The 26,327-nt window shown below is 63.0% G+C and carries 16 protein-coding genes; 11 read left to right on the top strand and 5 right to left on the bottom strand.

What is annotated here, in order from left to right; all coding sequences use genetic code 11:
- Both C9I57_RS14690 and C9I57_RS14685 read left to right on the top strand, forming a co-directional pair.
- Positions 1 to 1,247 (top strand): hypothetical protein (locus C9I57_RS14690; RefSeq protein ID WP_219909874.1); only part of this gene is annotated, 1,247 nt, incomplete at its 5' end.
- An 8-nt stretch (positions 1,248 to 1,255) separates the two neighbouring features.
- Positions 1,256 to 1,537, top strand: a complete 282-nt coding sequence (locus tag C9I57_RS14685; RefSeq protein ID WP_107151380.1) for a hypothetical protein — start codon at positions 1,256 to 1,258, stop codon at positions 1,535 to 1,537.
- Positions 1,538 to 1,988: 451 nt separating this feature from the next.
- Here the strand turns inward: C9I57_RS14685 and C9I57_RS14680 are convergent, their stop codons facing one another.
- Positions 1,989 to 3,443: a hypothetical protein gene (locus C9I57_RS14680; RefSeq protein ID WP_146166224.1), complete on the bottom strand. Its 1,455-nt coding sequence runs from the start codon at positions 3,441 to 3,443 to the stop codon at positions 1,989 to 1,991.
- A gap of 369 nt (positions 3,444 to 3,812) precedes the next feature.
- Positions 3,813 to 5,336 carry a tetratricopeptide repeat protein gene (locus C9I57_RS14675; protein WP_107151378.1) on the bottom strand — a complete coding sequence of 508 codons (1,524 nt, stop codon included), beginning with the start codon at positions 5,334 to 5,336 and terminating at the stop codon, positions 3,813 to 3,815.
- A 262-nt stretch (positions 5,337 to 5,598) separates the two neighbouring features.
- Between C9I57_RS14675 and C9I57_RS14670 the strand changes: the two genes are divergently transcribed.
- The 5 genes from C9I57_RS14670 (at position 5,599) to C9I57_RS14650 (ending at position 16,361) form a co-directional block, all read left to right on the top strand.
- Positions 5,599 to 6,639 (top strand): M14 family zinc carboxypeptidase, encoded by a 1,041-nt coding sequence (locus C9I57_RS14670; protein ID WP_107151377.1) that lies wholly within the window; start codon positions 5,599 to 5,601, stop codon positions 6,637 to 6,639.
- The gene (locus C9I57_RS14665; RefSeq protein WP_107151376.1) at positions 6,636 to 7,415 is read left to right on the top strand and encodes an alpha/beta fold hydrolase; all 780 of its coding nucleotides are present in this window, start codon (positions 6,636 to 6,638) and stop codon (positions 7,413 to 7,415) included. Before C9I57_RS14670 ends, C9I57_RS14665 begins: the two co-directional genes overlap by 4 nt.
- Before the next feature lie 130 nt (positions 7,416 to 7,545).
- Positions 7,546 to 12,408, top strand: coding sequence for an NAD-glutamate dehydrogenase (locus C9I57_RS14660; RefSeq protein WP_107151425.1), 4,863 nt, complete (start codon positions 7,546 to 7,548; stop codon positions 12,406 to 12,408).
- A 111-nt stretch (positions 12,409 to 12,519) separates the two neighbouring features.
- The gene (locus tag C9I57_RS14655; RefSeq protein WP_107151424.1) at positions 12,520 to 15,117 is read left to right on the top strand and encodes a mechanosensitive ion channel domain-containing protein; all 2,598 of its coding nucleotides are present in this window, start codon (positions 12,520 to 12,522) and stop codon (positions 15,115 to 15,117) included.
- 182 nt (positions 15,118 to 15,299) lie between these two features.
- Positions 15,300 to 16,361 carry a purine-nucleoside phosphorylase gene (locus C9I57_RS14650; protein WP_107151375.1) on the top strand — a complete coding sequence of 354 codons (1,062 nt, stop codon included), beginning with the start codon at positions 15,300 to 15,302 and terminating at the stop codon, positions 16,359 to 16,361.
- 113 nt (positions 16,362 to 16,474) lie between these two features.
- On the opposite strand, the gene C9I57_RS14645 is transcribed toward C9I57_RS14650, so the two are convergent.
- Complete coding sequence (locus C9I57_RS14645) at positions 16,475 to 16,771, bottom strand: DUF4148 domain-containing protein (protein WP_107151374.1); 297 nt, start codon at positions 16,769 to 16,771, stop codon at positions 16,475 to 16,477.
- A gap of 128 nt (positions 16,772 to 16,899) precedes the next feature.
- Entirely contained in the window at positions 16,900 to 17,904 is a 1,005-nt protein-coding gene (locus C9I57_RS14640; RefSeq protein ID WP_107151423.1) for a LysR family transcriptional regulator, read from the bottom strand.
- A 175-nt stretch (positions 17,905 to 18,079) separates the two neighbouring features.
- Here C9I57_RS14640 and C9I57_RS14635 point away from each other — a divergent pair, with 175 nt between their 5' ends.
- From C9I57_RS14635 to C9I57_RS14620, 4 genes are read left to right on the top strand one after another with little or no spacing between them, the layout of a single operon-like run.
- Positions 18,080 to 18,925: an alpha/beta hydrolase gene (locus tag C9I57_RS14635; RefSeq protein ID WP_258187646.1), complete on the top strand. Its 846-nt coding sequence runs from the start codon at positions 18,080 to 18,082 to the stop codon at positions 18,923 to 18,925.
- 60 nt (positions 18,926 to 18,985) lie between these two features.
- Positions 18,986 to 20,197: an efflux RND transporter periplasmic adaptor subunit gene (locus C9I57_RS14630; protein WP_107151372.1), complete on the top strand. Its 1,212-nt coding sequence runs from the start codon at positions 18,986 to 18,988 to the stop codon at positions 20,195 to 20,197.
- A 33-nt stretch (positions 20,198 to 20,230) separates the two neighbouring features.
- The gene (locus C9I57_RS14625; RefSeq protein WP_107151371.1) at positions 20,231 to 23,434 is read left to right on the top strand and encodes an efflux RND transporter permease subunit; all 3,204 of its coding nucleotides are present in this window, start codon (positions 20,231 to 20,233) and stop codon (positions 23,432 to 23,434) included.
- Positions 23,435 to 23,448: 14 nt separating this feature from the next.
- Positions 23,449 to 24,981 carry an efflux transporter outer membrane subunit gene (locus tag C9I57_RS14620; RefSeq protein WP_107151370.1) on the top strand — a complete coding sequence of 511 codons (1,533 nt, stop codon included), beginning with the start codon at positions 23,449 to 23,451 and terminating at the stop codon, positions 24,979 to 24,981.
- A 105-nt stretch (positions 24,982 to 25,086) separates the two neighbouring features.
- On the opposite strand, the gene C9I57_RS14615 is transcribed toward C9I57_RS14620, so the two are convergent.
- Positions 25,087 to 26,298: an ROK family transcriptional regulator gene (locus tag C9I57_RS14615; RefSeq protein WP_107151422.1), complete on the bottom strand. Its 1,212-nt coding sequence runs from the start codon at positions 26,296 to 26,298 to the stop codon at positions 25,087 to 25,089.
- Positions 26,299 to 26,327: the final 29 nt, after the last annotated feature.

Below are 26,327 nucleotides of genomic sequence, written 5' to 3'. Positions count from 1 at the left end.
GTGGGGTGGCGGGTGGCTCCTCCGGAGCGATGAGCGGGGCCAAGGGCGCGTTGTCAGCGGATCTGTACAATCGGCAGTTTCACGAGGACGAAAAGCAGCGCATTCACAAACTTGCGGGGAATGACTCGGTCGAGGAGGCAAGGTTGACAGCCGCCGCGTGTGCAATGACTCATTGCTATGCCGAATACCCTGAGGGAAGCGTGACCTATCAGCAGTTGAAGCAGATCGCTGATTTTGGTGCAAGCGATGCGTTGGCGGGTGAGCGTGACCTGTTGTCACAGCAGACGGGCATGTTCGGCTACACGACGAGCGGCATATTCAGCGATGCGAATATGGACGCGGCGAAACTATTGAACAACACCTATCAACTGACGACGCGCGGAGCCGGTGCTGCCGAGGCCGCGCTTGGCGCGCTGGGGATTGCCGGCGCCTTCACGAGCGCACCGGTGTCGTGCGCGACTGGCGTTGGCTGTGTCGCGAATGCATTGGTGGCTGATACAAGTGCAGACGCGCTAATTGCCGGTTCAAAGCAGGTGATATCCGGCCAACCAGAATCGACGTATCTGAACCAGGCGCTGATCGGTCTGGGAATGTCTTCGGGCGCCGCTGGGCTGCTGGAGGCGGCTCTCGGTATTGGCAGTGCGGCAACGGCGGGAGGTGCCATAAATGTCATTACTGATCAAGTTGCGGCGCTAAACAAGCTCGGCGCCGCTAGCTATCAACAGTTCGTAACCAGCGGCATCGAGGCGACGCCGGAAATTATGCAGTCGCCGCAAGCACAGGCGTTGGCGCGCGAAATTCTAGCGGGGAGTCCGAACCTGACGGACCAACAACTCAAGGGTCTTGTTGCCGGGTATATTGAATCCGGATCCACTTTGCCCAGCATGGGCCAGGCTGCACCGGGTACGATCCTGATCAAGGTCGTCCCTAAAGGTGATGGTGTAAATCCGGTTTCTGGCTACTGGATGAGCCCTCAACAGGCCCAGGCAATTGCGACTATGACGCCCGAACAGGTCGGTCAGATATTGGGTTTGCCAGCGGCGCAGGCAGCCAATATCCTGAGGAATGGCATGGATTTTTATGCCATCACCCCGAAAGCAGGAAGTACGCCAAATGTATTCGTATCGAACGTTGCGGGGACGGCACAGGGATCGGCAACGATGCCGGGCGGTGCGCAGCAAGTTATAGTACCTAACCGAGGGCAGTGGACCGCACCGACCAAAGTTAACCCGTTCGCATTGCATTGAGGCGAGATATGGATCAGATCAAGAAATTGCAGGAAAAGGCTCGCGTCTTGCGGTCGCTGCTGAGCTATTATGCAACAAGCGATACTGATGTTGAAAATCTACTGGTCCTTATGTCAAAGATTCTCGATGAAATTGAGGAGGGAAGGATTTGCCCTCCGAAACATGATGAATTTAGATGGTACTTTTTCAATACTGAGTCTCCGTTGTTTATGAAGTACGATGATCTATCGCAAGCTGAAGCTGAATACGCTGAAGCGTTGGAGGCGTGGGATTTCAAAATGTTGCGATAATGATAAGTCCCGACTCTACATGATTCGCGGGTAATCCCATTTTTAGGTCTTCCTGCTGGCTCTCAAGTGACCTACTCGGACGCTGAAATTAGAATGAGTCGCGGCGGAACCACTTTTACTTCAGATTCCTTACTCTCCACTGCAGCGACGGTACTGGTGAAGTTTGCTTTTCGGATCTTATTGCATCGATTGGATTCAATTCAATCGATGCATAGTGAGCCAGAGGGTTGATGAGCACAGCACGCAGCGGCAGGCGAGCAAAATCGGGACGATCGGGACTATGGAGCCTTGCTGTAGAAAATGTAGCGGTCGGTTCGGCTTACGATGCGTTGAAGGCAGAGCTTCTCGCGCTGTCACTGCCGACCATGTCCGCGCTCGCGTGGCCGCCGAATACGTTAAGGCGCGATGAGTTACCGCATCGCGCTTGCCCCGGGTGCTTTTCCTTGGCAACTTATTCGAGCACTCGCTTGCCGTAGATCCATTCGATGCTTCCATAGGGAGCGAGCTTGTTGAGGTCCTCCAGGAGATTGTGTCCGCCGGCCGGCTTGCCGTTCACGAACTTCGCATGCGCTCCCAAGTAGAACAACTCCTCGCCGAGCGCTTCTTGCCTGTCGGTCCCGGACATTCCGGCGATAACGGCATCGGCTTCCTGGATGGCCTCCAGGGTCGAGTCCGTTCCCTGCCACATACGAAGCAATGCGCCGTAATGACTCTTGTCATGCTCCGTGTAATACGTCGCGTCCTGCTCGAGCCGCGCGTTCGCCAATGATGGGTTTTGAGCCCTCGACATGATGTAGCGATACATTAGGCTTCTATAGGCGTAGAACCTCGGCCCCTCGAGCGGAGACTCAGCATCGGCGAGCGTACCGATGGCAGCTTGCCACTGCTCCAGTTGGATATGAGCAAACGTGGCCGTAATGAACCCCTCTGTGTATGTGCCCAACGCGGCCATCCGCTCGGATTGAGGCTTGCCATCGGCAAGCTTGCGCGTCTCTTCAATTTCCGGGGCCAACAGCGTCAATGCCGACTGCGGATCGTTAAGTGAGAAAAGGATGCCCGCCTTGGTCGCAACCAGATCCTTGTTTTTGGAGGGATCGATGAGTTTCAGGGCTTGGTCGATGATCGCGAGTGCCTCATCGGATCGGCCGAGAGAATCCAGTGCCGAAGCTTCGTGCTGCATGGCAAAGGCCTTTTCCGAATTCGATGCCGCCCCTGCCTCTTTTTTTCGCGACTCTTCGAGCACTTGCTCATGGAAGGTCTTCAAGTAATTCTCTTTGACGTTTCCCAAATCGGCGATTTGCGACAGACGGCCGCACGTGACTACTTGCCCGATCGGCGCTGGGTGGTCCGGGTCCGTGACATCGGCGACGCGTTGTGAACAACTCTTCGTGCCCTGAAAGGCGAAGTCAACTTCGTAGCTCCGTCCCTTTTCGGGCGTGAACGTCGTCACGATCGGGCCGCATGAGAAGTAACGGGGGTCGTGGCTCTCTGATCCGGACAGGCCTTTTACCTGGATCGTCACGCCAGGCTTGATATACCGCAGGCGCGAGGTCTCAGCTTTATAGAAAGCCTTGTTGGCGCCTTCCGTCCAGCGGGCGATCGAGGGCAGGAGGGTACCTCTGCCGCTGTCGAAAACCCGGCCGACAGGTTGGAACCCTTGACAAGCCTGCTCTGCAGTGCTCGTCCAGTACATCACCTGCATCGGCATTCCGCTCGATTTGAATACTAGCTTGGCGTCGTCAGCAGCATGGTCAGGGCTCGTTGCTACCGCCTTTGATCTGTGCGCCTTGCGTTTTTGGCTGACGGTGCTATCCGTCGGCGGATGTCGGTGCGCGCAGCCCGCAAGGCCAAGAATCGAAGCCAGGGTTATGGCAATACTTAGTGTGGTGATCTTCTTTGAATACATATTCTTCGTCTCGGTCAAGCGACTTACCGACCGTCATAGACGGCGCGGTGATCATTTTCAATTGAATGAGTGTCGAAGGGTTTCGGAATCGCCTTTAGAGCCATTTGCTGACCGTTCCACGAACGTTCAATCGGGCTCCGAACAACGTTCGCTAAATGTCTAGATACCAGGTGGCTCTCGATGTGACCACTCCCACCCACCTACGGTCGACATCAACGATACTGTCGGCAAATTCGTCTGTAACTTGAGGGTTCGCTAGGTCTTGCCTGCGATCGATGCATCAAGAGCTATCGGCGTGGCCGCGCTGGCCCGGCGCACAACGTTGTTCAAAAAGCCGCTGGCCTCACTAAAAGTGTCGCCCGCCGCGACCTACCGACACTCCATTGCCGCAGCATCGTCCGCGCAAGCCTTCGCAACTTCTTCAACCACGGAAACCCAATCCCCCGCACGCGATTGCCTGAATAATCGTGTTGTCCCCGGATACCAGGGCGAATCCGTGCGCTCGCGCATCCAGCGCCAATCGGTCCCGCTAGCCGGCAACAGCACCCAGCACGGCTTGCCGAGTCCGCCCGCGAGATGCGCGACCGCTGTGTCGACGCAGACGACCAGGTCGAGTTGCGCGATCACCGCCGCACTATCGGCGAAGTCGTGAATATCGCCAGCGAGATCGAGAACGCGCCGATACGCACCCAGCGACTGCAGCTCATTTTCGCCTTGCTCTTTCTGCAGACTCACAAAGCTGACGCCGGGCAGGCTCAACAGCGGCGCAAGCGTTTCGAGCGACGGCAAAGAGCGGTGGGCGTCGTTGCCATGTCCAGGGTGACCCTTCCACACCAGACCCACGCGCAAACCTGTCAGCGGCGCGAGCCGCTCCCGCCACTTTGCAACGAGCTCGGCGGACGGCTTCAGATAAACAGCGGAGGGAATCGACTCCACCGTCGTGCCCAATCGAAACGGAATACTGAGCGGCAGCGTCCAGAAGTCATATTCCGCACGCGCAAGCTCTGATTGGCCGTCGACAACCGCGTCGAGATACGCAAGCGTGCCGAATAGTCCGTGAAGCACGGGAGCACATGCGAGCGTGATCCACGCCGCCCCCCGCGCTTTCAGCAACGCGAGATAGCGGCCAAATTGGATCATGTCGCCGAAACCTTGCTCCTGCCAGACGAGCACTGCCTTACCCTCGAGCGATTCGCCTCGCCACTGCGGATAGGTGAACTCCGGAGCGAATGACGTGCGATCGGTCAGCGTCTTATCGTAACGAGCTTCGTAGAGCGGCCAACCCTCGGCAAAGCGGCCGGTGGCCAGCATCAACGCGCCCAACTTGGCTTTCGCGTCCGCGTACCCCGGCTGCGTCGCTAATGCCTTGCGATAAGCAGCTTCGGCCTCGTGCAGACGACCAAGGTCCATCAGTACCGTACCGAGATCGTGGTGAATGACGGCGCTATCAGGTAGAAGAACGAGCGCCTCGCGGCACACCGCTTCCGCGTCCAATAGGCGATCGCGTGTCTTCAGCAGCGCGCAAAGGTTATGGCGGGCATCGAGGTAATCGGGGCGGATTGCCAACGCCTGCCGGTAGGAAGACTCGGCTTCGTCCCAGCGCCCGATTCCATGGAGCAACACCCCGAGGTTGTAGTGGGCCTGGTCGTAATCCGGCTTCAGTCGTATGGCCTGCCGCCAATACATTTCCGCGTCGGTCTTCCTGTCGAGACTGAGCGAGCAGGCCGCCGCGAGGTTGAGCGTCTCCGCCACTGTCGCTTTGTCCGGCTCACCAGGTTCGAGGAGCGGCAGCAGTATGGTCAATGCGTCGAGGAATCTGCCGTTCGAATACAACGCAAGCGCCGCCTGATATCGGTCGGCGCGGGTCAAGGCAGGCTGCGGTCCAATGCTCATCGATTTTCGTTTTTAACCGGCGGGTTCACATGGCGACACGAAGCGTGGCCGACGAGAACGAGCGTGTCAAGCCGGTTCGGAGGCGGTATCCATAAAACTCATACAAAAGCGCAGCGGCGCGACGCCGGGCTGGCTCACATGCGATACGGGAAGCCGCGCAAAAATCGAAAAATCGGCGTCTTCCCACTATAAATAGCACCTATATTGATTGCATCATCCGCGGTGCCAGCCGCATTTCGCTCTTTCTCGCGGGTCTTCGAAGATGACCGCCATCCTCACGCCTCTGCCCGAAGCCTCCTTCGTCGAATACGAAAACCTCAAGGCGATCCTCGAAGCGGCAAGCCCGCGCATGACCATCAATGTCGTCGGTGAAGTGAAAGCCGGCGAGCGCTCGTTCGCCGTCTACGTGGCCACGCTCGGCGCGTCCGATCCGGGCGCGCCCGCCATCGGTTTTTTCGCCGGCATTCATGGCCTCGAGCGAATCGGCACGCAGTTACTGCTGGACTATATGCGTGTGCTGTTGTGTCGTCTCGAATGGGACCAGCTGCTGCAGCAACAGCTTCAGTCGGTCCGGCTCGTCTTCATGCCGATCGTCAATCCGGGCGGTATGTGGGCTATGACACGTTCGAATCCGAACGGGGTTGATTTGATGCGAAACGCGCCGCAAAGCGCGGAAGGCCGCGTTCCGTTTCTCGCAGGCGGGCAACGCATCGGCCCCTGGCTTCCCTGGTATCGCGGCAGGCGCGGCGCACCGATGGAAGTGGAGGCGGCATTGATGATACGCGTCGTCGAAGAGGAGTTGATGTCGCGGCCGCTCAGCTTCGCGCTCGACTGCCACTCCGGTTACGGCTTTCGCGACAGCATCTGGTTTCCCTATGCGAAGTCGACGAGGCATATCGCGCATCTGCCCGAGATGTACGCGCTGAAGGCGATGCTCGAAGGCGCTTACCCCCACCACGGCTATCTTTTCGAGCCGCAGAGTCTGCAATACCTCGCTCATGGCGACCTTTGGGACTACGCTTATGACCGTGTTCGCGCCCCGTCGGTTTTCTTGCCGCTGACGCTCGAGCTCGGCTCGTGGCTCTGGATCAAGGAGAACCCGCTGCAAATCTTGAAGCGCGAGGGCATCTTCAATCCGATCAAGGCGCACCGCACCGAGCGAGTCTTGCGGCGGCATGCGACGCTGTTCGATTTCCTTGCGCGCGCGGCGTATGCGGGCGAGCGCTGGTTACCGCAAGGTATCGGCCGGCAGCAGTTGATGACGCGAGCGATCGAGCACTGGTACCGGAGGCACAGGCAGTGACGACATGGGTCTTGCTGCGCGGTTTGACTCGCGAGGCGCGGCATTGGGCCGACATGGCCGAGCAACTGCGCGCAAGCGGTCTCGAAGGGGACATCGTTTCCGCGGATCTGCCCGGGACCGGCGTGCATTGGCGGGTTCGCTCGCCCGCGAATGTGCCGGCGCTCGTGGACTTCGTTCGTGCCGATCTGCATTCGCGCGGCTATGCGCCGCCGTTTCGCGTGGTCGCGCTTTCGCTCGGTGCGATGGTCGCGCTGGCATGGGCGCAACGCGAGCCGAGCGAGATCGAGCGCCTCGTCCTAATCAATACGAGCATGCGGCCGTTCAATCGGCCTTTCATGCGCCTGCAGCCGCGCGCGCTTCCGGAGCTGTTGTGCGCGGCGCTGAACTGGCGCAGCCGGCGGGATGCCGAAACGGCGATCCACCATCTCACTTGCAATCGGCGCGACATGCGCGATACCGATCTGGCCAAGTGGATCGCCATCTATCGAAGCGCGCCCGTCAGCCGCCCAAATGCATTACGTCAGCTTTGGTCGGCGGCGCGCTTCAAGGCGAATGCCGCACCGCCGCAATGCCCGGTCCTCGTGCTGTCGTCGCAGCGCGACGCGCTCGTGCATCCGGGATGCTCTTCGGCAATCGCGGACGTCTGGCATGCGCAGCACCGGCAGCACCCGTGGGCAGGGCACGACCTGCCTCATGACGACCCGGTATGGCTTGCGAGTTCGATCGCGGGCTGGGCCGCCGCGCTAACCGGAGAGAATACGGCCAGCCGCGGCTGACCAGGCAGGCGGAGGCGCCGGCATTTGCCGGTAGCTGCGGTAGGGCGACCGGCGCATAATCGCGGTTGCGAGCAAGAGCAGGCCCGAAACCTGCCCCTCGAACGCATTGTCGCCCGCCGCGGAGGACATCATGCTGACGAAGAACGAGGAAGCGGTTACGCATCTGCTGGACGATGTCGTCGAGCATGCTAGAGGAAGATGGCCCCGAGAGGCTTTCGGACCGATCGAATCGTTCCTGCGCTCCTATTACGAGCTCGTCGACTCTCAAGACATGCAAAGCCGCTCGCTTGCCGATCTCTACGGCGCGGCGATGGCACACTGGCAGCTCGCGCAGAAGTTCGTCTCGGGCGCCCAGGTGCTGCGTGTCTACAACCCGGTCGTCGACGAGCACGGCTGGCATTCCGATCATACGATCATCGAAATCGTCAACGACGACATGCCGTTTCTCGTCGACTCGGTGACGATGGAAGTCAATCGGTCGGGGCTGACGCTCCATTCGGGCATGCATCCGGTCTTTCGCGTCTGGCGCCGCGCGAACGGCGCCATCGAGCGGATCGAGCCCGGCGGTGCCGCGCGCGCCGACGATGCGACGGCCGCGCCGTCGCATCTCGAGTCGTTCATTCACTTCGAGGTCGACCGATGCGGCGATGCGGCGCGGCTCGCTCAACTGCGCGCCGATATCGCGCGGGTGCTCGGCGACGTGCGCGCCGCCGTGGAGGATTGGCCGCGCATGATGGACGGCGCGAAGCAGACCATCAAGCGCCTCTCCACGCAAGACGCGGGCATGGAAACCGCGGAAGCGCGCGCGTTCCTCGAATGGATGGTGGCCGACCATTTCACGTTCCTCGGCGTGCGCGACTATGAGCTCGTTTCGCACGGCGATGGTCTCGCTTTGCGCGGCATCGAGGGAACGGGGGCCGGCATTTTGCGAGAAAGCCTGCGTGCGCCCGGCGCTTCCGATACCACGCCGCTGCCTCAGGCCGCGTTGAGTCTCGTCGACGAAACGTCGCCGGTTTTTCTGACCAAGGCGAACTCGCGCGCGACGGTCCATCGTCCCGGCTACCTCGACTACGTCGGCGTGAAACGCTTCGACGAGTCGGGCAAGCTGCTCGGCGAGCGGCGTTTTCTCGGGCTCTATACGTCGACGGCTTATACGCTGCCGATCGCCGATATCCCGATCGTGCGCCGCAAGTGCGCGAACATCGTGCAAAAGGCAGGCTTTCTCGCGAAGGGCCACCTTTACAAGTCGCTCGTGACGGTGTTGGAGCAGTATCCGCGCGACGAGCTTTTTCAAGCCAACGAGGACGAGCTCTACGATATCGCGCTGGGCATTCTGCGGCTGCAGGAGCATCAGCGCACGCGCCTGTTCGTGAGGCGCGATCGCTTCGAGCGTTTCGTTTCGTGTCTTGTCTTCGTCGCACGGGAAAAGTACAACACCGACCTGCGCCGCCGAATCGCCAAGCTGCTCGCTGAGGCATTCAACGGGACGAGCGTCGAATTCACGCCGTTGCTGTCCGAATCGCCGCTCGCGCGCATCCATATCGTCGTGCGGACGGCGGCGGGCGCGCTGCCGCAAGTCGACACGCACGAGCTCGAGTCCCGGCTCGTCCACGTGACGCGGCGCTGGCAGGACGATCTGGCGGCCGCACTGCTCGAAAGATTCGGCGAGGAAGAGGGCAATCTGCTGTTGCAGCGCTACGGCGAATCGTTTCCCGCCGGCTATCGCGAGGACTATGCGGCGCGCACCGCCGTACGCGACATCGAGCTCGTCGAAGCGGCGCGTGAGCACAACGTGCTCTCAATGAACCTCTATCGGCCAATCGAAGCCGCCGCGCGCGCATTTCGATTCAAGGTCTATCGCGTCGGCCAATCGATCGCGCTCTCGCGCAGCTTGCCGATGCTCGAGCACCTCGGCGTGCGCGTGGAAGAGGAGCGTCCGTATCTGATCGAGCCTCGAGGCTCGACGCCCGCATGGGTGCACGATTTCGGCCTCGAGCTTGCCCATGAGGCCGAATTCGACATCGAGCGCGTGAAGGCGCTCTTCGAAGAGGCGTTCGCCGGCGTCTGGAACGGCGAGATCGAGAACGACAACTTCAATCGGCTCGTGCTGCTGGCGGAACTGGGGGCACGCGAGGTGTCGATTCTGCGTGCGTACGCGAAGTATCTGCGGCAGGTGGGCTCCACGTTCAGCGATGCGTACGTCGAGCGGGCGGTGACCGGGAATCCGGCCATCGCGCGCAAGCTCGTCGAGCTCTTCGTCGCCCGTTTCGCGCCGACGGTCGGGCCGGCACGGGCGGCACGGACCGAGGAGCTGCTGCACGAAATCGAAAGCGCGCTCGATCAAGTCCCCAATCTCGACGAGGATCGCATTTTGCGTCAGCTCCTCGGCATCATGACGGCGACGCTACGCACGAATTACTTCCGGCGCGATGCGAATGGCCGGCCGCTGCCTTATCTGTCGTTCAAGCTCGATCCGAAACAGGTCCCGGGTTTGCCGGAGCCGAAGCCGATGTTCGAAATATGGGTCTACTCGCCGCGCGTCGAGGGTGTGCATCTGCGCGGCGGGCGCGTGGCGCGCGGAGGGTTGCGCTGGTCCGATCGGCGCGAGGATTTCCGCACGGAAGTGCTGGGCCTCATGAAGGCGCAGATGGTAAAGAACACGGTGATCGTACCGGTGGGCTCAAAAGGCGGGTTCGTCGTCAAGAATCCGCCGTCCGCCATCGATCGTGAAGCCGTCCTGCGCGAAGGAATCGCCTGCTACCAGACTTTTCTGCGCGGGCTGCTCGACGTCACCGACAACCGCGTCGGCGGGGCCATCGTGCCGCCTCCCGATGTCACGCGCCACGACAGCGACGATCCCTATCTCGTCGTCGCGGCCGACAAGGGCACGGCGACGTTCTCGGACTACGCGAACGCGATTGCCCGCGAGTACGGTTTCTGGCTCGACGATGCGTTCGCGTCGGGCGGCTCCGTCGGCTACGACCACAAGAAGATGGCCATCACGGCGCGCGGCGCCTGGGAGTCGGTCAAACGCCATTTCCGCGAAATGGGCGTCGATACGCAGACAACGGACTTCACGGCCGTCGGCATCGGCGATATGTCGGGCGACGTATTCGGTAACGGCATGCTGCTGTCGCGCCATATCCGGCTCGTCGCAGCCTTCGATCATCGGCACATCTTCCTCGATCCCGATCCGGACCCGGAGGCGAGCTTCGCCGAGCGGGAACGGCTTTTCGCGCTCGAACGGTCGAGCTGGGCCGACTACGATACGGCCCGTATCTCGGCCGGCGGCGGAGTCTATCCGCGCACGGCGAAGACGATCGTGCTTTCGCCTGCCGTTCAGGCCTCGCTCGGTGTGCGCGCGCACGCGCTGCCGCCGAACGAGCTCATCCGCGCGATCCTGCTCGCACCCGTCGACCTGCTCTACAACGGCGGCATCGGCACCTATGTGAAGGCGACTCACGAAACGCATGCGCAGGTCGGCGATCGAACCAACGACGGTGTGCGCGTCAATGCCGCGGAGCTGCACGCCAAGGTCGTCGCGGAAGGCGGCAACCTCGGCCTCACGCAGCTCGGGCGCATCGAATATGCCTTGAAAGGCGGCCGCATCAACACCGATGCGATCGACAATTCAGCCGGCGTCGATTGTTCGGATCACGAGGTCAACATCAAGATCCTGCTCGGGCTCGTCGTGGCGGACGGCGAGATGACCGAGAAACAGCGCAACGCGCTGCTCGCCGAAATGACGGGTGAAGTAGCCGATCTCGTCTTGCGCGACAACTATCAGCAAACGCAGGCGCTCTCGATCGCGAGGCGGTATTCGGCCGATTCATTCGAGGCCGAGGTACGGTTCATGCGCGCCCTCGAGCGGTTGGGGCGCTTGAACCGCGTGATCGAATTCCTGCCGACGGACGAGGACATCGCCGAACGGCAGGCGGCGAAGGGCGGACTCACGTCGCCGGAACGCGCCGTGCTGCTCGCCTACAGCAAGATGTGGCTCTACGACGAACTGCTCGAATCGAATCTTCCCGAAGATCCGCTCGTCGCCGACATGTTGCGCGATTATTTCCCGAAGCCGTTGCAGGCGCGCTTCGCCGATGCGAGCGAGCGCCATCCGTTGAGACGCGAGATTCTTGCAACGCATTTGACGAACGCACTCGTCAACCGCGTCGGCTGCGCATTCGTCCATCGGTTACAGGAGGAAACAGATGCTAACGCGAGCGAGATTGTTCGCGCCTGTATCATTGCGCGTGACGTGTTCGACATCGGCCGTCTTTGGGGTCGCATCGATTCACTCGACAATCGCGTCGCCGACGATATTCAGGCGCGCATGTTCGTCGAAGTCGTGCGCCTGATGGAGAATGCGGCGCTTTGGTTCTTGAGGCATTTTCAGGCGCCGGGTCTTGCGCGTGCCGATGCGGCGAGCGTGGCGGCCGTGATCGATCGCTGCCGTGAAGCTGTGCATCGGCTTGCGCCTCAGCTCGATCAGTTGCTGCCGGCCGGCGATCTCGAGCGGCTTGCCGAGCAGCGTCGTTCGCTCGAAGAGGCCGGTGTCGATGGCGAGCTCGCGACGCGCGTGGCGAGCGGCGAGATCTCGGCGGCGATGCTGGACATTGCCGATATCGCATCGACGACCGGGCAGCCGCTCGAACTCGTCGCGGGCGTTTATTTCGCGCTGGGCACCGTCCTCAACCACGGGTTCATTGCCGAGCGCGCGAACGCGCTGCCGACGCATACGCATTGGGATGTGCTCGCACGCGCCGCGGCGCTCGCGGAGTTCGCGCGGCTCAAGCGCGCGCTGACGGCCAGCGCGCTCGCCGAGGCAGGCAGCCGCGCCACGGCCGACGCCATCGCGCAAGACTGGCGCGACAAGCGCGCGGCGCCGCTCGAGCGCTATGAACGGCTGATCGCGGAGCAGCGCGGCTCGGCAGGTGCGAGCTTATCGATGCTGCTCGTGCTCGTGCGCGAGATGGCCGCGCTCGAACGGGCGTGAACTGTCCGCCGGCACGGACGGTCGTAACGCCAATCGACAAACAATCTGCGGGCGATGCGCGGGCGAGAAGCGTGCGCCAGTGCGCCGTCATTCGTGAACTTTCGTTCTTCTATGCGCAAATCCTTTTTTATTGCGTTGCTCTTTTCGTTCATTTGCTCGATCGCCTGCGCGGCGGCGCCGGCGCCGGCAACCGCGTCCGCGCCCGCATCGGCGGCGGCCGCCGCTTCGAACCCTTCTCCGGTAGTCCTGACGCCCGACCAGGCAAAGCACGCGCTCGAGGTGCTCGACGATCCGAAGGCGCGCGCGAAGCTCGCCGATACGTTGCGGGCCATCGCAGCGGCCGGGGCGTTGAGCGCTCCACCCGCGGCGGCGAGCGCGCCCGCCGCGCCTGCCGCGTCGCCGGCGAGTGCAGCATCGGCTGTGTTGGCGGCCATCGCGGTGAAAAACGGCCTCATTTCGCAGTTGTCGAGGCAGGCGGCGATCAGCCTGCGCAGCGCGGGCGATGCCGTGCGGCGTTCGGCAGCGGCTTTGCTCGACGTGCACTCGGTCGGCTCGTGGTGGCGCTATGAAATCGCCAGCCCGCAAGGGCGCACGCAACTGCGCGAGCTCGCAAGCACGCTATGCGCCGCGCTATTGCCGGCCTGGCTCATCGGCGCGCTCGTGGCTCGCGCGCTGAGAAGGCGTATCAACGCGCTCGGCGGAAACGTCGAACCCAGCGATGCGGCGTCGACCGGAGGGGTCGATTCAGCCGGCGAAGCCGCCGCCGCGCTGGACGACGTGTCGAAGCAACCCAGCACGTATGGGACGGATGAGGATGCGGAACGGGCAGCCCGTACGCAACGCAACACCGCCCATGCCACGCGCCAGTGGTCGTTGCTCCAACGCCTGCCTTTCGCACTGCTGCAAACGCTGCTGAAAGCGTTGCCGCTCGTCATCTCCGTGTTGATCGCGGTTTTCGCGGCATCGATATTGACGGATGACGGCACGGCCGAAGAGCGCGTCATCGATACGCTGATCCAGATTTTCGCTATTGCCCGCCTCATCGCGCTCGGTTGCGAGCTGCTGTTCGCGGCCGACGCGCCGAAGCTTCGATTGCTGCGGATGTCCGACACCACGGCGACTTTCGTCGAACATTGGCTCGTGCGGCTGACCGCCGTTCTCGCGATCGGCATTGCCTGCGCGGAGGCGCCCGTTCCGCTCGGCCTCACCCCCGATGCGCACGAGGGTATCGTGAAGGCCGTGACGCTGATCGGCCACATCATGCTCGCGCTGCTGATCCTCCAGTTGCGCAAGCCCGTGGCGCAGTGGATCCGGGCGTGGAGCGAGCGTGCGCACGCGTTCGCATTCCTCGGGCATTGGCTCGCGGACGTATGGGCCTATATTGCCGCCTTCGCGGTGATGGCCCTCTGGTTCGTCTGGGCGCTCGATGTGCAAAACGGCTACCGTGTGCTGCTCGATCGCGGCGGCATATCGGTGGCGATCCTGGTCGGCGCGCGGATCGTCGCGATCGTCACATCGGGCGTGCTCGGCCGAATCTTCAGGTCGTCGAACGGCGAATCAGGGTCGATCGCGCTGCAGCGGGCGCACCGTTACTACGCGTTGCTGCGTCGGCTCGCGTCGTTCGTGATTCTGGTCGTCGCGCTCACGTTCGTCTTGTCGGCATGGGACATCCATCCGTGGCAGTCTCTTTTTGCTTCGGACATCGGCAGACGGCTGCTCTCGGCCTTCATCACTGTGGCGGTGGCCGCATTTCTTGCGATCGTCGTCTGGGAGACGATCAACGGCGCCATCGAGCGGCGGCTCAAGCGGTGGATGGCGAGGGGCGATCTCCTGCGGGCCGCGCGGTTGCGCACGCTGCTGCCGATGTTCCGCACGACGCTCTTCGTCTGCATCGCACTCGTGATCGGGTTGACAGGGCTCTCCGAGATCGGCGTCAACGTCGCTCCGTTGCTCGCCGGCGCGAGCATATTCGGTGTCGCGCTCGGCTTCGGCTCGCAAAAGCTCGTGCAGGATTTCATCACGGGGATGTTCCTGCTGATGGAGAATGCGATGCAGGTCGGAGACTGGGTGACGGTCGCCGGCGTGTCCGGCACGGTCGAGTATTTGTCGATACGGACCGTTCGATTGCGCGGAGGCGATGGTTCGCTCTATACGGTACCGTTCAGCTCGGTGACGACGGTCAACAATACGAATCGCGGCCTCGGCAACGCGGCGGTGCGCGTCAACATCGCATATGGGCAGGACGTCGAACTGGCCGCCAAGACACTGCAGGAAATCGGCGCATCGTTGCGTGAAGATCCGCAATTCAAGGATGGCATCGTGTCCGATTTCAGCTTCTGGGGCGTCGATCAAGTCGACGGTGCGATGGTCACGCTGGTGGGCCAGATACAATGCCGCGATTCGGCGCGCTGGCCCGTTCAGCGCGAATTCAACAAGCGTATTCTCGAAGTTTTCCGCGAGCGCGGCATCGAGATAGCGAATCCTCTGCGCACCACCATGGTGTCGCCTAGAGGACCCTCGGCTGCAGGGCCTGAAAGCGCCGCATCGGGCGCCGTACCCGAAGCGGAACCCAAAGAGGGACGCAATGCGGAAGGCAATGCGGAACCTAATGCGGATACGAAGGATTCGAAAACGGAATCAGAAGCGCAATCCAACACACCGCCTGAGGCACGCACGGGGAGAATCGAGAGACGAAAAGGCGTGAGGTGACGATGAGTGCGCACTTGCCCGGGTGAGAGGGTGAGTGCGCAGGCTGATGCGCGAAGCGGGCGGGCGAGCAAATCCGGTTTTTTTTGCTAGGGATGCCTTTCGCGGGCCGCTTCTCTATACTCATTCGGCTGACAGCAGCGAGCAGTTCTCGTTAAAGAAATCATTAACAAAAAGGAACGCCTATGCTCACCCGTACCCTTTCATCGATCGCGGCCATCACGTTGGCCGCCTGTGCCGCGACGGCCTCGAACGCACAAGACAACGGCGATAGTTTCGCCGAGTCCGCATCGCACGGCCGCCCGGTCAAAGTCATGATCATTTCGATGTTCGCGCCGGAAGGGCAGGTCTGGCTCGATCATCTCGGGCCCTGGGAATCGATACCCGTCGCCGGACTGTCTCCCGACTATCCGGACGTCCACTGCAACAAGCAGGACATCTGCGTGATGACGACGGGCATGGGTCACGCCAACGCCGCGGCCTCGACGATGGCGCTCACGTTCTCACCGCGGTTCGATTTGCGCCATACCTACTTCCTCGTGGCAGGCATCGCGGGCATCGATCCACAGCAAGGCACGCTCGGCTCCGCGGCATGGGCGAAATATCTCGTCGACTTCGGCATCCAATGGGAACTGGACGGCCGTGAGATTCCGCCCGGATGGAATACCGGCTATCTCGGCATCAACACGAAGGATCCGACGCAAAAGCCGCCGCTCGACTATCGCACGGAAGTCTTCCAGTTGAATACGGCGCTGGCCGACGCGGCATTCGCGCTATCGCGCAACGTTCAGCTTTCCGACAGTGATGAGGCAAAGGCGGCGCGCGCCAAATATGGTTATGCGCCGGCGGATCTTCCGCCTACCGTCATTCAATGCGATACGCTCGCGGGCGATACGTGGTGGTCGGGCACGCTGCTCGGCGAACGCGCACGCCAGTGGACGAAAATTCTCACCGACGGCAAGGGCGTGTATTGCACGACGCAGCAGGAAGACAACGCCACGTATGAAGCGCTTTCGCGTGCCGCCAACGCGCATCGTGTGGACTTGAGCCGCGTGGCCGTGCTTCGCTCGGGATCGGACTTCGATCGGCCGTACCCGGGCCAAAGCAGTGCCGACAACTTGCTCAACTATGCCGCTCAGGGCGGCTTCCAACCCGCTGTCGCGAACCTCTTTCTAGCGGGGAATCCGCTCGTTCAGGATATCGCGACGCATTGGAGCGAATGGCGCCACGGCGTTCCACAGCGCTGATCGCTCCGGCCGCCGCGGCGCGTTGCCGCGGCGGAAACGGCGTCCAAACCGGCGCGTCGCTGTTCCAATGGTCGAGCAGTGACGAATCGGCGTCGAACATGTTCGCCTCCGGCTTATTCACCGGCACGCGCCACGGCGACGCCGTTGTTGCCTTCTTGCAGGGCAAGGCGCTCAGCTTGCGTTTGGCCTTGCAGGCTCAGGTTCGGGTACGTCGTCTTGTTGAGCGAGGCCAGCGTGCCGTCGCGCCAGGCGGCGTCGCGTTCAGCGACGACTTCCGCACGCGTCTTCGTACCGGCGCCGATCCACGATTGATCGTTGTACGTGCCGTTGTGACCGATGCCGCCGTCGGCGAAAGCAGCCGTGCTGGCAAGCAGGGAGGCGAAAAGGGCGGTGGTGACGATGCGCTTCATGGTAATGCTCCTGTCGATCTAGGGGCGGCACCGACGATCGGTACCGCGACAGGTGCAAATTTAGGCGCCTCGGCAATCAGGATAAATACGAGTATTCCGAAATGAATTGTTCTCCCACAAGAACAATCTCAGGCCATCCATTCATTCACGACCGGCGTATCGAGGCGCGGCGCGCTTTCGAGTTCTTCGATAGTCCGCTTGCTGCAGGTCGCCTCGAGGCTTTGGCGGCCGCTCAACAGCGGGCAGCGGTCGAATACTTCCGCTATCCAGTCGACGAAAACGCGCACCTTCGGCGAAAGGTGCCGACTGTGCGGGTAGACGGCCGAAATCGGCATCGGCAGCGGCTTCCACTCGGGCAGCACCTCTTTGAGCGCACCCGAGCGCAAGTGCGGCAGCACCATGAAGCGCGCCATCTGGATCAGGCCGAATCCTTCGAGTGCACAGGTGACGTAGGCGTCCGCGTCGTTGACCGAGACGGCGCCCGCCATCTTCACCTCGACTTCCTTGCCGTCGACGAGGAACGCCCAGTCGAGGATGCGCCCCGTTCGGCTCGAGAAATAGTTGACCGCCTTGAACCGGCTCAAGTCCTCGAGCGTCTGCGGCACGCCCGCGCGCGCCAGATAATCGGGCGATGCGCAGGTCACGCCTTCGAAGAGGCCGATACGGCGCGCGACGAGCGAGGAATCCTGCAGCGCGCCGACGCGAATCACGCAATCGACGCCTTCTTGCAATAAATCGACGGGGCGATCGGAAAAGCCGAGCTGCAGATCGATATCCGGATATTGTTTGTGGAATTCGCACAGCGACGGAATCACGATCGTTCGTCCTATCGATCCCGGCATGTCGACCCGCAGCTTGCCGTTCGGCTTCTTGTTGCCGTTTTGCAGACTGCTCTCCGTTTCGTCGATGTCCGCGAGAATGCGGACGCACCGTTCGTAATACGCCGCGCCGTCCGGCGTGAGGCTCAGGCGGCGCGTCGTCCGGTGCATGAGCCTCACGCCGAGGTGAGCCTCCAGATTCTGGATGATGGTCGTCACCGAAGCGCGCGGCAGATCGAGCGTTTCCGCGGCTTTCGTGAAGCTGTTCGTGTCGACCACACGCGTGAACACCTGCATGGCCTGAAGCCGATCCATCTTGGTTTCTCCGAAGAAATAGCAATTGCCGCGTCCGTGCGCGCGTGCCTGCACGAATGCGGTGAATTGTTCAGAGGTGGTGAATTGTGTTGCCGGATTATAGGCATTTATCCGGAGTTTTGCTGAACCCACAATTCGGGTCATTGTGAAACTATCGCGCTTTGCGCGTCCAATCATGCGTTCCACCCCTTCCCGCGGAATGGTTGCGGGCTCCTCGTCAGGCGAGCCGGCGCTCGACGTCAACGAGATCCAGATTGCCGGCTATCAGTCCACGATCGGCTTGCGGCTCTATCGCCGCGCCGGCACGCGCGGCTTGCCCGTGGTGCTATACCTGCATGGCGGCGGATTCGTGCGCGGCTGTCTCGACGATGCCGACGCGGCGGCGCGCCATTTCGCGGAACATTTGTCCGCACTGGTCATATCGGTGGATTACTCGCTCGCGCCGAAACATCCGTTTCCCGCGGCGCTCGAGGACGCCTACCGTGCCGCGCGCTGGGTCGATGCCGTTGGCCGTGTCTTCGGCGCGGGCGGCAAGAAGCTGTTCGTGGTCGGCCATTGCGCCGGCGGTCACATTGCGAACGGGCTGTCGTTCGTCGCGCGCGATCGCGGCGAGGTGCGCATCGATGCACAGGCGCTCTTCAGCCCGATGCTCGATCCGAGCATGACCTGTCTTGCCGATGAAAGCCGCGTTGCGTCGGACATCTCGGCGAGCCAATGCGCGGCAAGCTATCGAGCCTATCTGCCGCAAGCCTTGCAGCGCATGCATCCGTATGCGGCGCCGCTCGAATCGGCAAGGCTTGCCGGCTTGCCGCCGACTTTCATCGCCACGGCCGAGAACGACCTGCTGCATCTCGAGGCGGAGAAATACGCGGCGCGGCTCATCAGCGCCGGCGTGCCAACGCAAGTCGTCCGCTATGCGAGCGTTTCGCACGAGCATGTCGCGCGGGAACGGCAGGCCTTGCACGACGCGGTTTGCTTCTTTCGAAGCCGCCTCGACCAGCCGGCCGTCACAGGCCGCTGATCCGAAACGTCATACAACAACCAACAACCAACAATCGACAATCACCAACCGGAGCCTCGTATGTCCAAGCCATTCTTTCGTACACGCATTGCCTACGCGATTGCCGCCGTTATCGTGCTGGCCGGCGTCGGCGTCGTGACCGCCGTGCGCGTCGACGCCAGCAATTCGCCGCCGGCGTCCGCGCCGATGTTGCCCGAAGTCGATGTCGCGACGGTGCTCGACAAGACGGTGACCGATTGGCAGGAGTATTCGGGCCGCCTTGAAGCGATCGACAAAGTCGACATACGTCCGCAAGTGTCGGGCACGATCGTCTCGGTCAACTTCAAGGATGGCTCGCTCGTGAAGAAGGGCGACGTCTTGTTCGTCATCGATCCGCGCCCTTATGCCGCCGAGGTCGATCGTGCCGAGGCGCAGCTCGCCGCCGCCAAGGCGCAGGAGGGCTACGCGGCGGCCGACTGGCAGCGCGCGCAGCGCCTCATCGAGGACAACGCGATCGCGAAGCGCGATTTCGACGAGAAGAAGAACGCCGCGGCTTCAGCGGCGGCGAACGTGAAGGCGGCTGAAGCCGCGCTCGAAACGGCACGCATCAACCTCGGCTATACGAAGATCGTCGCGCCGGTGTCGGGCCGCGTATCGCGCGCCGAGGTGACGCTCGGCAACGTCGTGTCCGCCGGAGCCAGCTCGGTGCCGCTCACGACGCTCGTTTCCGTGTCGCCGATCTACGCTTCGTTCGACGTCGACGAACAGACCTACCTGAAATACATCGGCCGCGCGCGCACGGGCACCAGTGTGCCCGTCGAGCTCGGGCTCGCGGATGAATCGGGCTATTCGCGCTCGGGCACGATCGCGTCGGTCGACAACCGGCTCGACGTTTCGTCGAGCACGATTCGGGTGCGCGCGCGCTTCGACAACCCGGACGGCACGCTGGTACCGGGCCTGTACGCGCGGATCAAGGTGGGCGGCGGGGCGCCGCATCGGGCGCTGCTCATCGACGAAGCCGCGATCGGTACCGACCAGGACAAGAAATTCGTGTTGGTGGTCGACGCCCAAGGGCGCGTAGGTTACCGGAACGTCTCGCTGGGCCAGCTGCACGGCAATCTGCGCGTGATCACCGCGGGCCTGAACGCGGGCGAGCGGATCATCGTGCACGGCATCCAGCGCGTGCGGCCCGGCGACAGCGTGCGTCCTCACATGATCGCGATGGACGGCGGCGCCGCGAGCGGCGATCAGGCCGACGCGAAGACGGCTTCGGCCGATTCGTCGAATTCGTGAGTCTCGTAAGACGGCCCTTTACCAGAACGTGACATGAACATCTCCAAATTTTTTATCGATCGGCCGATCTTCGCAGGGGTGCTATCGGTCCTGATCCTGCTGGGAGGCGTCATCGCGCTCTTTCAGCTGCCGATTTCGGAGTACCCCGAAGTCGTCCCGCCATCGGTCGTCGTGCACGCGCAGTATCCGGGCGCGAACCCGAAGGTGATCGCCGAAACCGTGGCGTCGCCGCTCGAAGAGCAGATCAACGGCGTCGAGAACATGCTTTACATGCAGTCGCAGGCCAACAGCGACGGCAACATGACGCTCACGGTGACGTTCAAGCTCGGCACGAATCCTGATCTCGCGACGCAGCTCGTGCAAAACCGCGTGAACCAGGCGTTGCCGCGCCTGCCCGAAGACGTGCAGCGTCTCGGCGTCACGACGATCAAGAGCTCGCCGACGTTGACGATGGTGGTCCACCTCATCTCGCCGAACAACCGCTATGACATGACGTACCTGCGCAACTATGCGGTGCTCAACGTCAAGGATCGGCTCGAGCGGATTCAGGGCGTCGGCGAAGTGCAGCTCTGGGGCGCTGGCGATTACGCCATGCGGATCTGGCTCGATCCGCAGAAGGTGGCCGAACGCGGTCTCACCGCGAACGACGTCATCAATGCGATCCGCGAGCAGAACGTCCAAGTTGCGGCCGGCGTGATCGGCGAGTCGCCGTCGTTGCCCGGCGTTCCGTTGCAATTGTCGGTCAACGCACGTGGGCGTCTGCAGACGGAAGGGCAATTCGGCGCGATCGTCCTGAAGACCTCGCCGACGGGCGGCGTGACGTATTTGCGCGACGTCGCGCGCATCGAGCTCGCGGCCTCTGAGTATGGCTTGCGCTCGCTGCTCGACAACCAGCAGGCCGTCGCGCTCGCCATCAATCAGCAGCCCGGTGCCAACTCGCTTGCGATCTCGGATCAGGTTCGGCGCGATATGGCCGAGCTGAAGAAGGACTTCCCGGCCGGCGTCGACTATTCGATCGTCTATGACCCGACGCAGTTCGTGCGCGCCAGTATCGAAGCCGTCATTCATACGCTGCTCGAAGCGATCGCGCTCGTCGTCATCGTCGTGATCGTCTTTCTGCAGACTTGGCGCGCCTCGATCATTCCGCTCGTCGCCGTGCCGGTGTCGATCATCGGTACGTTCTCGCTGCTGCTTGCGTTCGGATTCTCGATCAACGCCTTGTCGCTGTTCGGCATGGTGCTGGCGATCGGGATCGTGGTCGACGATGCGATCGTCGTCGTCGAAAACGTCGAGCGCAACATCGCGGAAGGCCTTTCCGCGCGCGCCGCGACCTATCGGGCGATGCGCGAGGTGAGCGGACCGATCATCGCCATCGCGTTGACGCTCGTCGCCGTGTTCGTGCCGCTCGCATTCATGAGCGGTCTCACCGGGCAGTTCTACAAGCAGTTCGCGATGACGATCGCGATTTCGACGGTCATTTCCGCGTTCAATTCGCTCACGCTTTCGCCGGCGCTCTGCGCGGTCCTGCTGCGCGGCCACGACGCCCCCGAAGATTGGCTCACGCGCGTCATGAACCGCATCTTCGGCGGGTTCTTCCGGGCGTTCAACAAGGTCTTCAAGAACGGCTCGGTTGCTTATGGGCGCGGCGTGAAGGGCGTGCTCGGCCGCAAGACCGTGATGCTCGTCGTCTATGCGGTGCTCGTCGGCGCGACCGTGCTCGTGACGCGCGCCGTGCCGGGCGGGTTCGTGCCCGCGCAGGACAAGGAGTATCTCGTCGCGTTCGCTCAGCTGCCCAACGGCGCGACGCTCGATCGCACGGAGCAGGTGATTCGCGAAATGAACGACATCGCGATGAAGCAGCCGGGCGTCGAGCACGCCGTGGCGTTTCCGGGCTTGTCCGTGAACGGCTTCACCAACAGCTCGAGCGCGGGCATCGTATTCGTGGCGCTGAAGCCGTTCAAGGAGCGCGGCTCGCGCGCCCTTTCGGCCGGCGCGATCGCGGGTGCGCTGAACCAGAAGTATGCGGGTATCAAGGAAGCGTTCGTCGCCGTGTTCCCGCCGCCCCCGGTTCTCGGGCTCGGCACGCTCGGCGGCTTCAAGCTGCAGATCGAGGACCGCGGCGCGCTCGGCTATACGGAGCTCGACAAGGTCACTCAGGCGTTCGAGCAGCGCGCCCGCAGCGCTCCCGAGCTCGGTCCGCTCTTCACGAACTATCAGATCAACGTGCCGCAGCTCAACGTCGATCTCGATCGCGTGAAGGCCAAGCAACTCGGCATTCCGGTGACGGATGTGTTCGACACCATGCAGGTCTATCTCGGCTCGTTCTACGTCAACGACTTCAACCGCTTCGGCCGCGTCTATCAGGTGCGCGTGCAAGCCGATGCACCGTTCCGTGCGCGGCCCGACGACATCTTGCAGTTGAAGACGCGCACGGCCACAGGCGAAATGGTGCCGCTCTCGTCGCTCGTCACGGTGACGCCGACGTTTGGCCCCGAGATGGTCGTCCGCTATAACGGCTTCACGGCCGCGGACATCAACGGCGGCCCGGCGCCCGGCTATTCGTCGGGACAGGCGCAAGCCGCGATCGAGCGCATCGCCGCCGAGACGCTGCCGCGCGGCGTGAAATTCGAGTGGACCGATCTGACGTATCAGCAGGTGTTGGCCGGCAACTCGGCGATCTGGGTCTTCCCGATCAGCGTGCTGCTCGTGTTCCTCGTGCTGGCGGCGCTCTACGAGAGCCTCACGCTGCCGCTCGCCGTCATCCTGATCGTGCCGATGAGCGTGCTTTCGGCGCTCACGGGGGTCTGGCTGCTGCGCGGCGACAACAACATCTTCACGCAGATCGGCTTGATGGTGCTCGTGGGACTTGCCTCGAAGAACGCGATCCTGATCGTCGAGTTCGCGCGCGAGCTCGAGCATGACGGCCGCACGCCGATCGCGGCGGCCATCGAAGCGAGCCGCCTGCGTCTGCGTCCGATTCTCATGACGTCGATCGCATTCATCATGGGTGTCGTGCCACTCGTGCTGTCGACGGGGGCGGGCTCGGAAATGCGCCATGCGATGGGTATCGCCGTGTTCTTCGGGATGCTCGGCGTCACATTGTTCGGGCTCATGTTGACGCCCGTCTTCTATGTGGTGCTGCGTACGCTTGCGGGCGGCAAGATCCACGTCGCGGGCAAGGACTCGAAGGCCGATTCCGATGAGGAAGTCCGCGCCATGTCCGTCTCGGACGCATAAGGTTGGGAGAACAAATGAATAATCGATATGCAACGGTCGGCGGCGCGAACAAGGGGCTCGGTTTGCGCGCCGTGGCGGGCGGTCTCCTGCTCGCGCTGCTCATGACCGCCTGCTCGGTCGAGCCGACTTATCAGCGACCGCAGGTCGACGTGCCGACCGCGTTCAAGGAAGCGGGGCCGGCGGCCGCCCCGGGCACGTGGAAACCGGCGCAGCCTTCCGACGCGGAGCCGCGTGGCCAATGGTGGACGATCTTCGGCGACGCGACGCTGAATCAGCTCGAAGACGAAGCGCTCGCCGCGAATCAGGATCTGAAGGCGGCCGCGGCTCGCGTGCGCCAATCGCGTGCCGCGCTCGCCGCGGCGCGCTCGGCCTGGTTCCCGGAGATCGATGCGGGTTTCGGGCCGACGCGCGAGCATCCCTCGCCCGCCTCGCAGTTCCTTCCGCAGAACACCAACATGCCGACGGCGACGCTATGGCGTGCGCAAACGACGGTCTCATACGAGGCCGATTTGTTCGGCCGCGTGGGCTCGAACGTATCGGCGGCGCGCGCGGACTCGCAGCAAAGCGAGGCGCTTTATCGTTCGGTCCAGCTTGCGTTGCAGGCCGACGTCGCGTCGACTTACTTCCAACTGCGCGAGCTCGACACGGAGCGTGATCTCTACAGCAAGACCATTGGGCTGCGCGAGGAGGGAGTGAAGCTCACTCAGCACCGTTTCGACGAGGGCGAAGTGAGCGAGCTCGATCTCTCGCAGGCGAAGAACGAGCTGGCGACGACGCGCGCTGAAGCGGTCGGGGTGGAGCGGCAGCGCGCCGCCGCCGAGCATAGTCTTGCCATTCTGCTCGGGAAGACGCCGGCTGCGTTCAGCTTCGCGCAGCAGCCGCTCGTGCCCGTCACCGCGCGCGTGCCGCCGGGTCTGCCTTCGGCACTGCTCGAACGGCGTCCCGACATCGCGGCCGCCGAGCGTGCGATGGCCGCGGCGAATGCGCGCGTCGGATTGGCGAAGTCGGCCTTCTTCCCGAAGCTCGACATCACAGGTGCGTTCGGTTATGAATCGGCGACGCTCGGCGATCTCTTCATGTGGTCGAGCCGCTCGTTCCTGCTCGGGCCGTTCGCCGGCACAGCGCTGACGCTGCCGCTGTTCGACGGCGGCCGCCGCAAGGCGCAGCTCGCGCAGGCGCGCGCGCAGTACGACGAGGACGTCGCGAACTACCGCTCGCAGGTGCTCACGGCGTTCCGCGAGGTCGAGGACAGTCTGTCCGATTTGCGTTTGCTCGACGATCAGATCCGCGCGCAGAACGATGCGGTAGCCGCGGCTCAGCGTGCCGAGCATTTGTCGCAGACGCAGTACCGAGAAGGGCAGGTCAACTATCTCGATGTGCTCGACAGCGAGCGGTCCGTGCTGACGGCGCAGCGGCAGGCGAGCCAGCTCGCGGGGGCGCAGGCGGTCTCGACGGTGACGCTCATTCGCGCATTGGGCGGTGGCTGGGGGGACGTGAGCGCAGCGGCCGCGAACACGACGACCACGCAGCAAGTCGCCAAGCAGTAGCCACGGTAGCCTGGCGATCGGAACCTGTCTCTGTCGGTGCCTATCGGAACCTCGAGCGCGCTGCCCGTGACCGCGAGTTGCGGGCGGCGCGTACCGGGCACTCAGTCATTCGCCTTCGGGCTTCAAAAACAGCTCGTGCATCGGCGCGAAGTGCGCGTAAAGCGGCAGGATCGCGCCGCCCATCGCGCGCGCGTCCGCGCCGATCGTCCCTTCGAGCAGTTGCGGTCTGACCATCCCTTCCCACTCGATGCGATCGAGCTCGCGCTGCGTGCGGCGAATGATTTCACGCGCGAGTTGCCGGTCGATTTCGCCATCGATGATGACGGCCTCGAGATCGAGCAGTGCCGTCGACGTGGCCACCGTCGAGGCGATGGCCGCACATGCTTCGTCGAGCCATTGCTCCGTCACCGCCCATAGTTGTGCGTCGAAGGCACGATGATCGTGCGCAGCGGCGGCGGGCGCGCCGGCCGCGCTCATGCGCTGCTCCAGCACGAAACCCGATGCCGCGTGCAGCAGTTGTTTTGGCGTCCTGCCATTGTTTGCTGGAAGCGGGATCGAGCCGACGGCACCCGCGTTGCCGTGCGGCCCGCCGTGCAGTCGCCCATCGATGACAAGCCCGCCGCCGATGAACGTGCCGACGAACAGATAAAGGAAGCTGCGGATATTGCGGCCCTGGCCCATGACGAGTTCGGCGGCGCAGGCGGCCGTCGTATCCTTCGCGAACTCGACGGGCAGTCCCGTCATCGCTTCGATGCGAGCGCGGATGTCGATCGCGTTCCAGCTTTCGAGCGCGTTGGGCGGCGCACCGAGAAATTCGCGCCATCCGCCGAGCCACAGCGGCGCGGCAACACCGACGCCGACGATCTTTGCGGCCTCGTCCCCGAGCGTTGCCCGCACGCGCGCCAGTTTCTGCTCGAGCGCCGGAAACAGCACATGCGGGTCCGGATAGTCGTATTCGAGCACGTCTCGACTGCGAACGCGGCCGACGAAGTCCATCGTCAGCACATCGAGGCTGCGCCGGCCGACCTTGATGCCGACTGTATAAGCGCCGTCGGCCCGCAACGCGATCGGCACGGACGGCTGCCCGATCCGCCCGCGCAGGCGCGCCTGCTTTTCGAGCAGCCCATCGTCGATGAGCCGTTCGACAATCATCGACGCCGTCTGCATGCTGAGCCGCGTGAGCCGCGCAACATCGGCTTTAGGCAACGGGCCGTGCAGCCGGATCGCCTGCAGCACGATGCGCTCGTTGAACTGCCGCATGCCGACCTGGTTCGATCCGACGGGGCGCGTGCCGTGCGGCTGCGAGCGCTCGTTCATGGTCAGGTCCATGCGCGTGCCGCTACGAT

Source organism: Trinickia symbiotica, from assembly GCF_003028655.1.
Lineage (GTDB): Bacteria > Pseudomonadota > Gammaproteobacteria > Burkholderiales > Burkholderiaceae > Trinickia > Trinickia symbiotica_A.
This window is presented reverse-complemented; position numbering and strand designations above follow the sequence as displayed.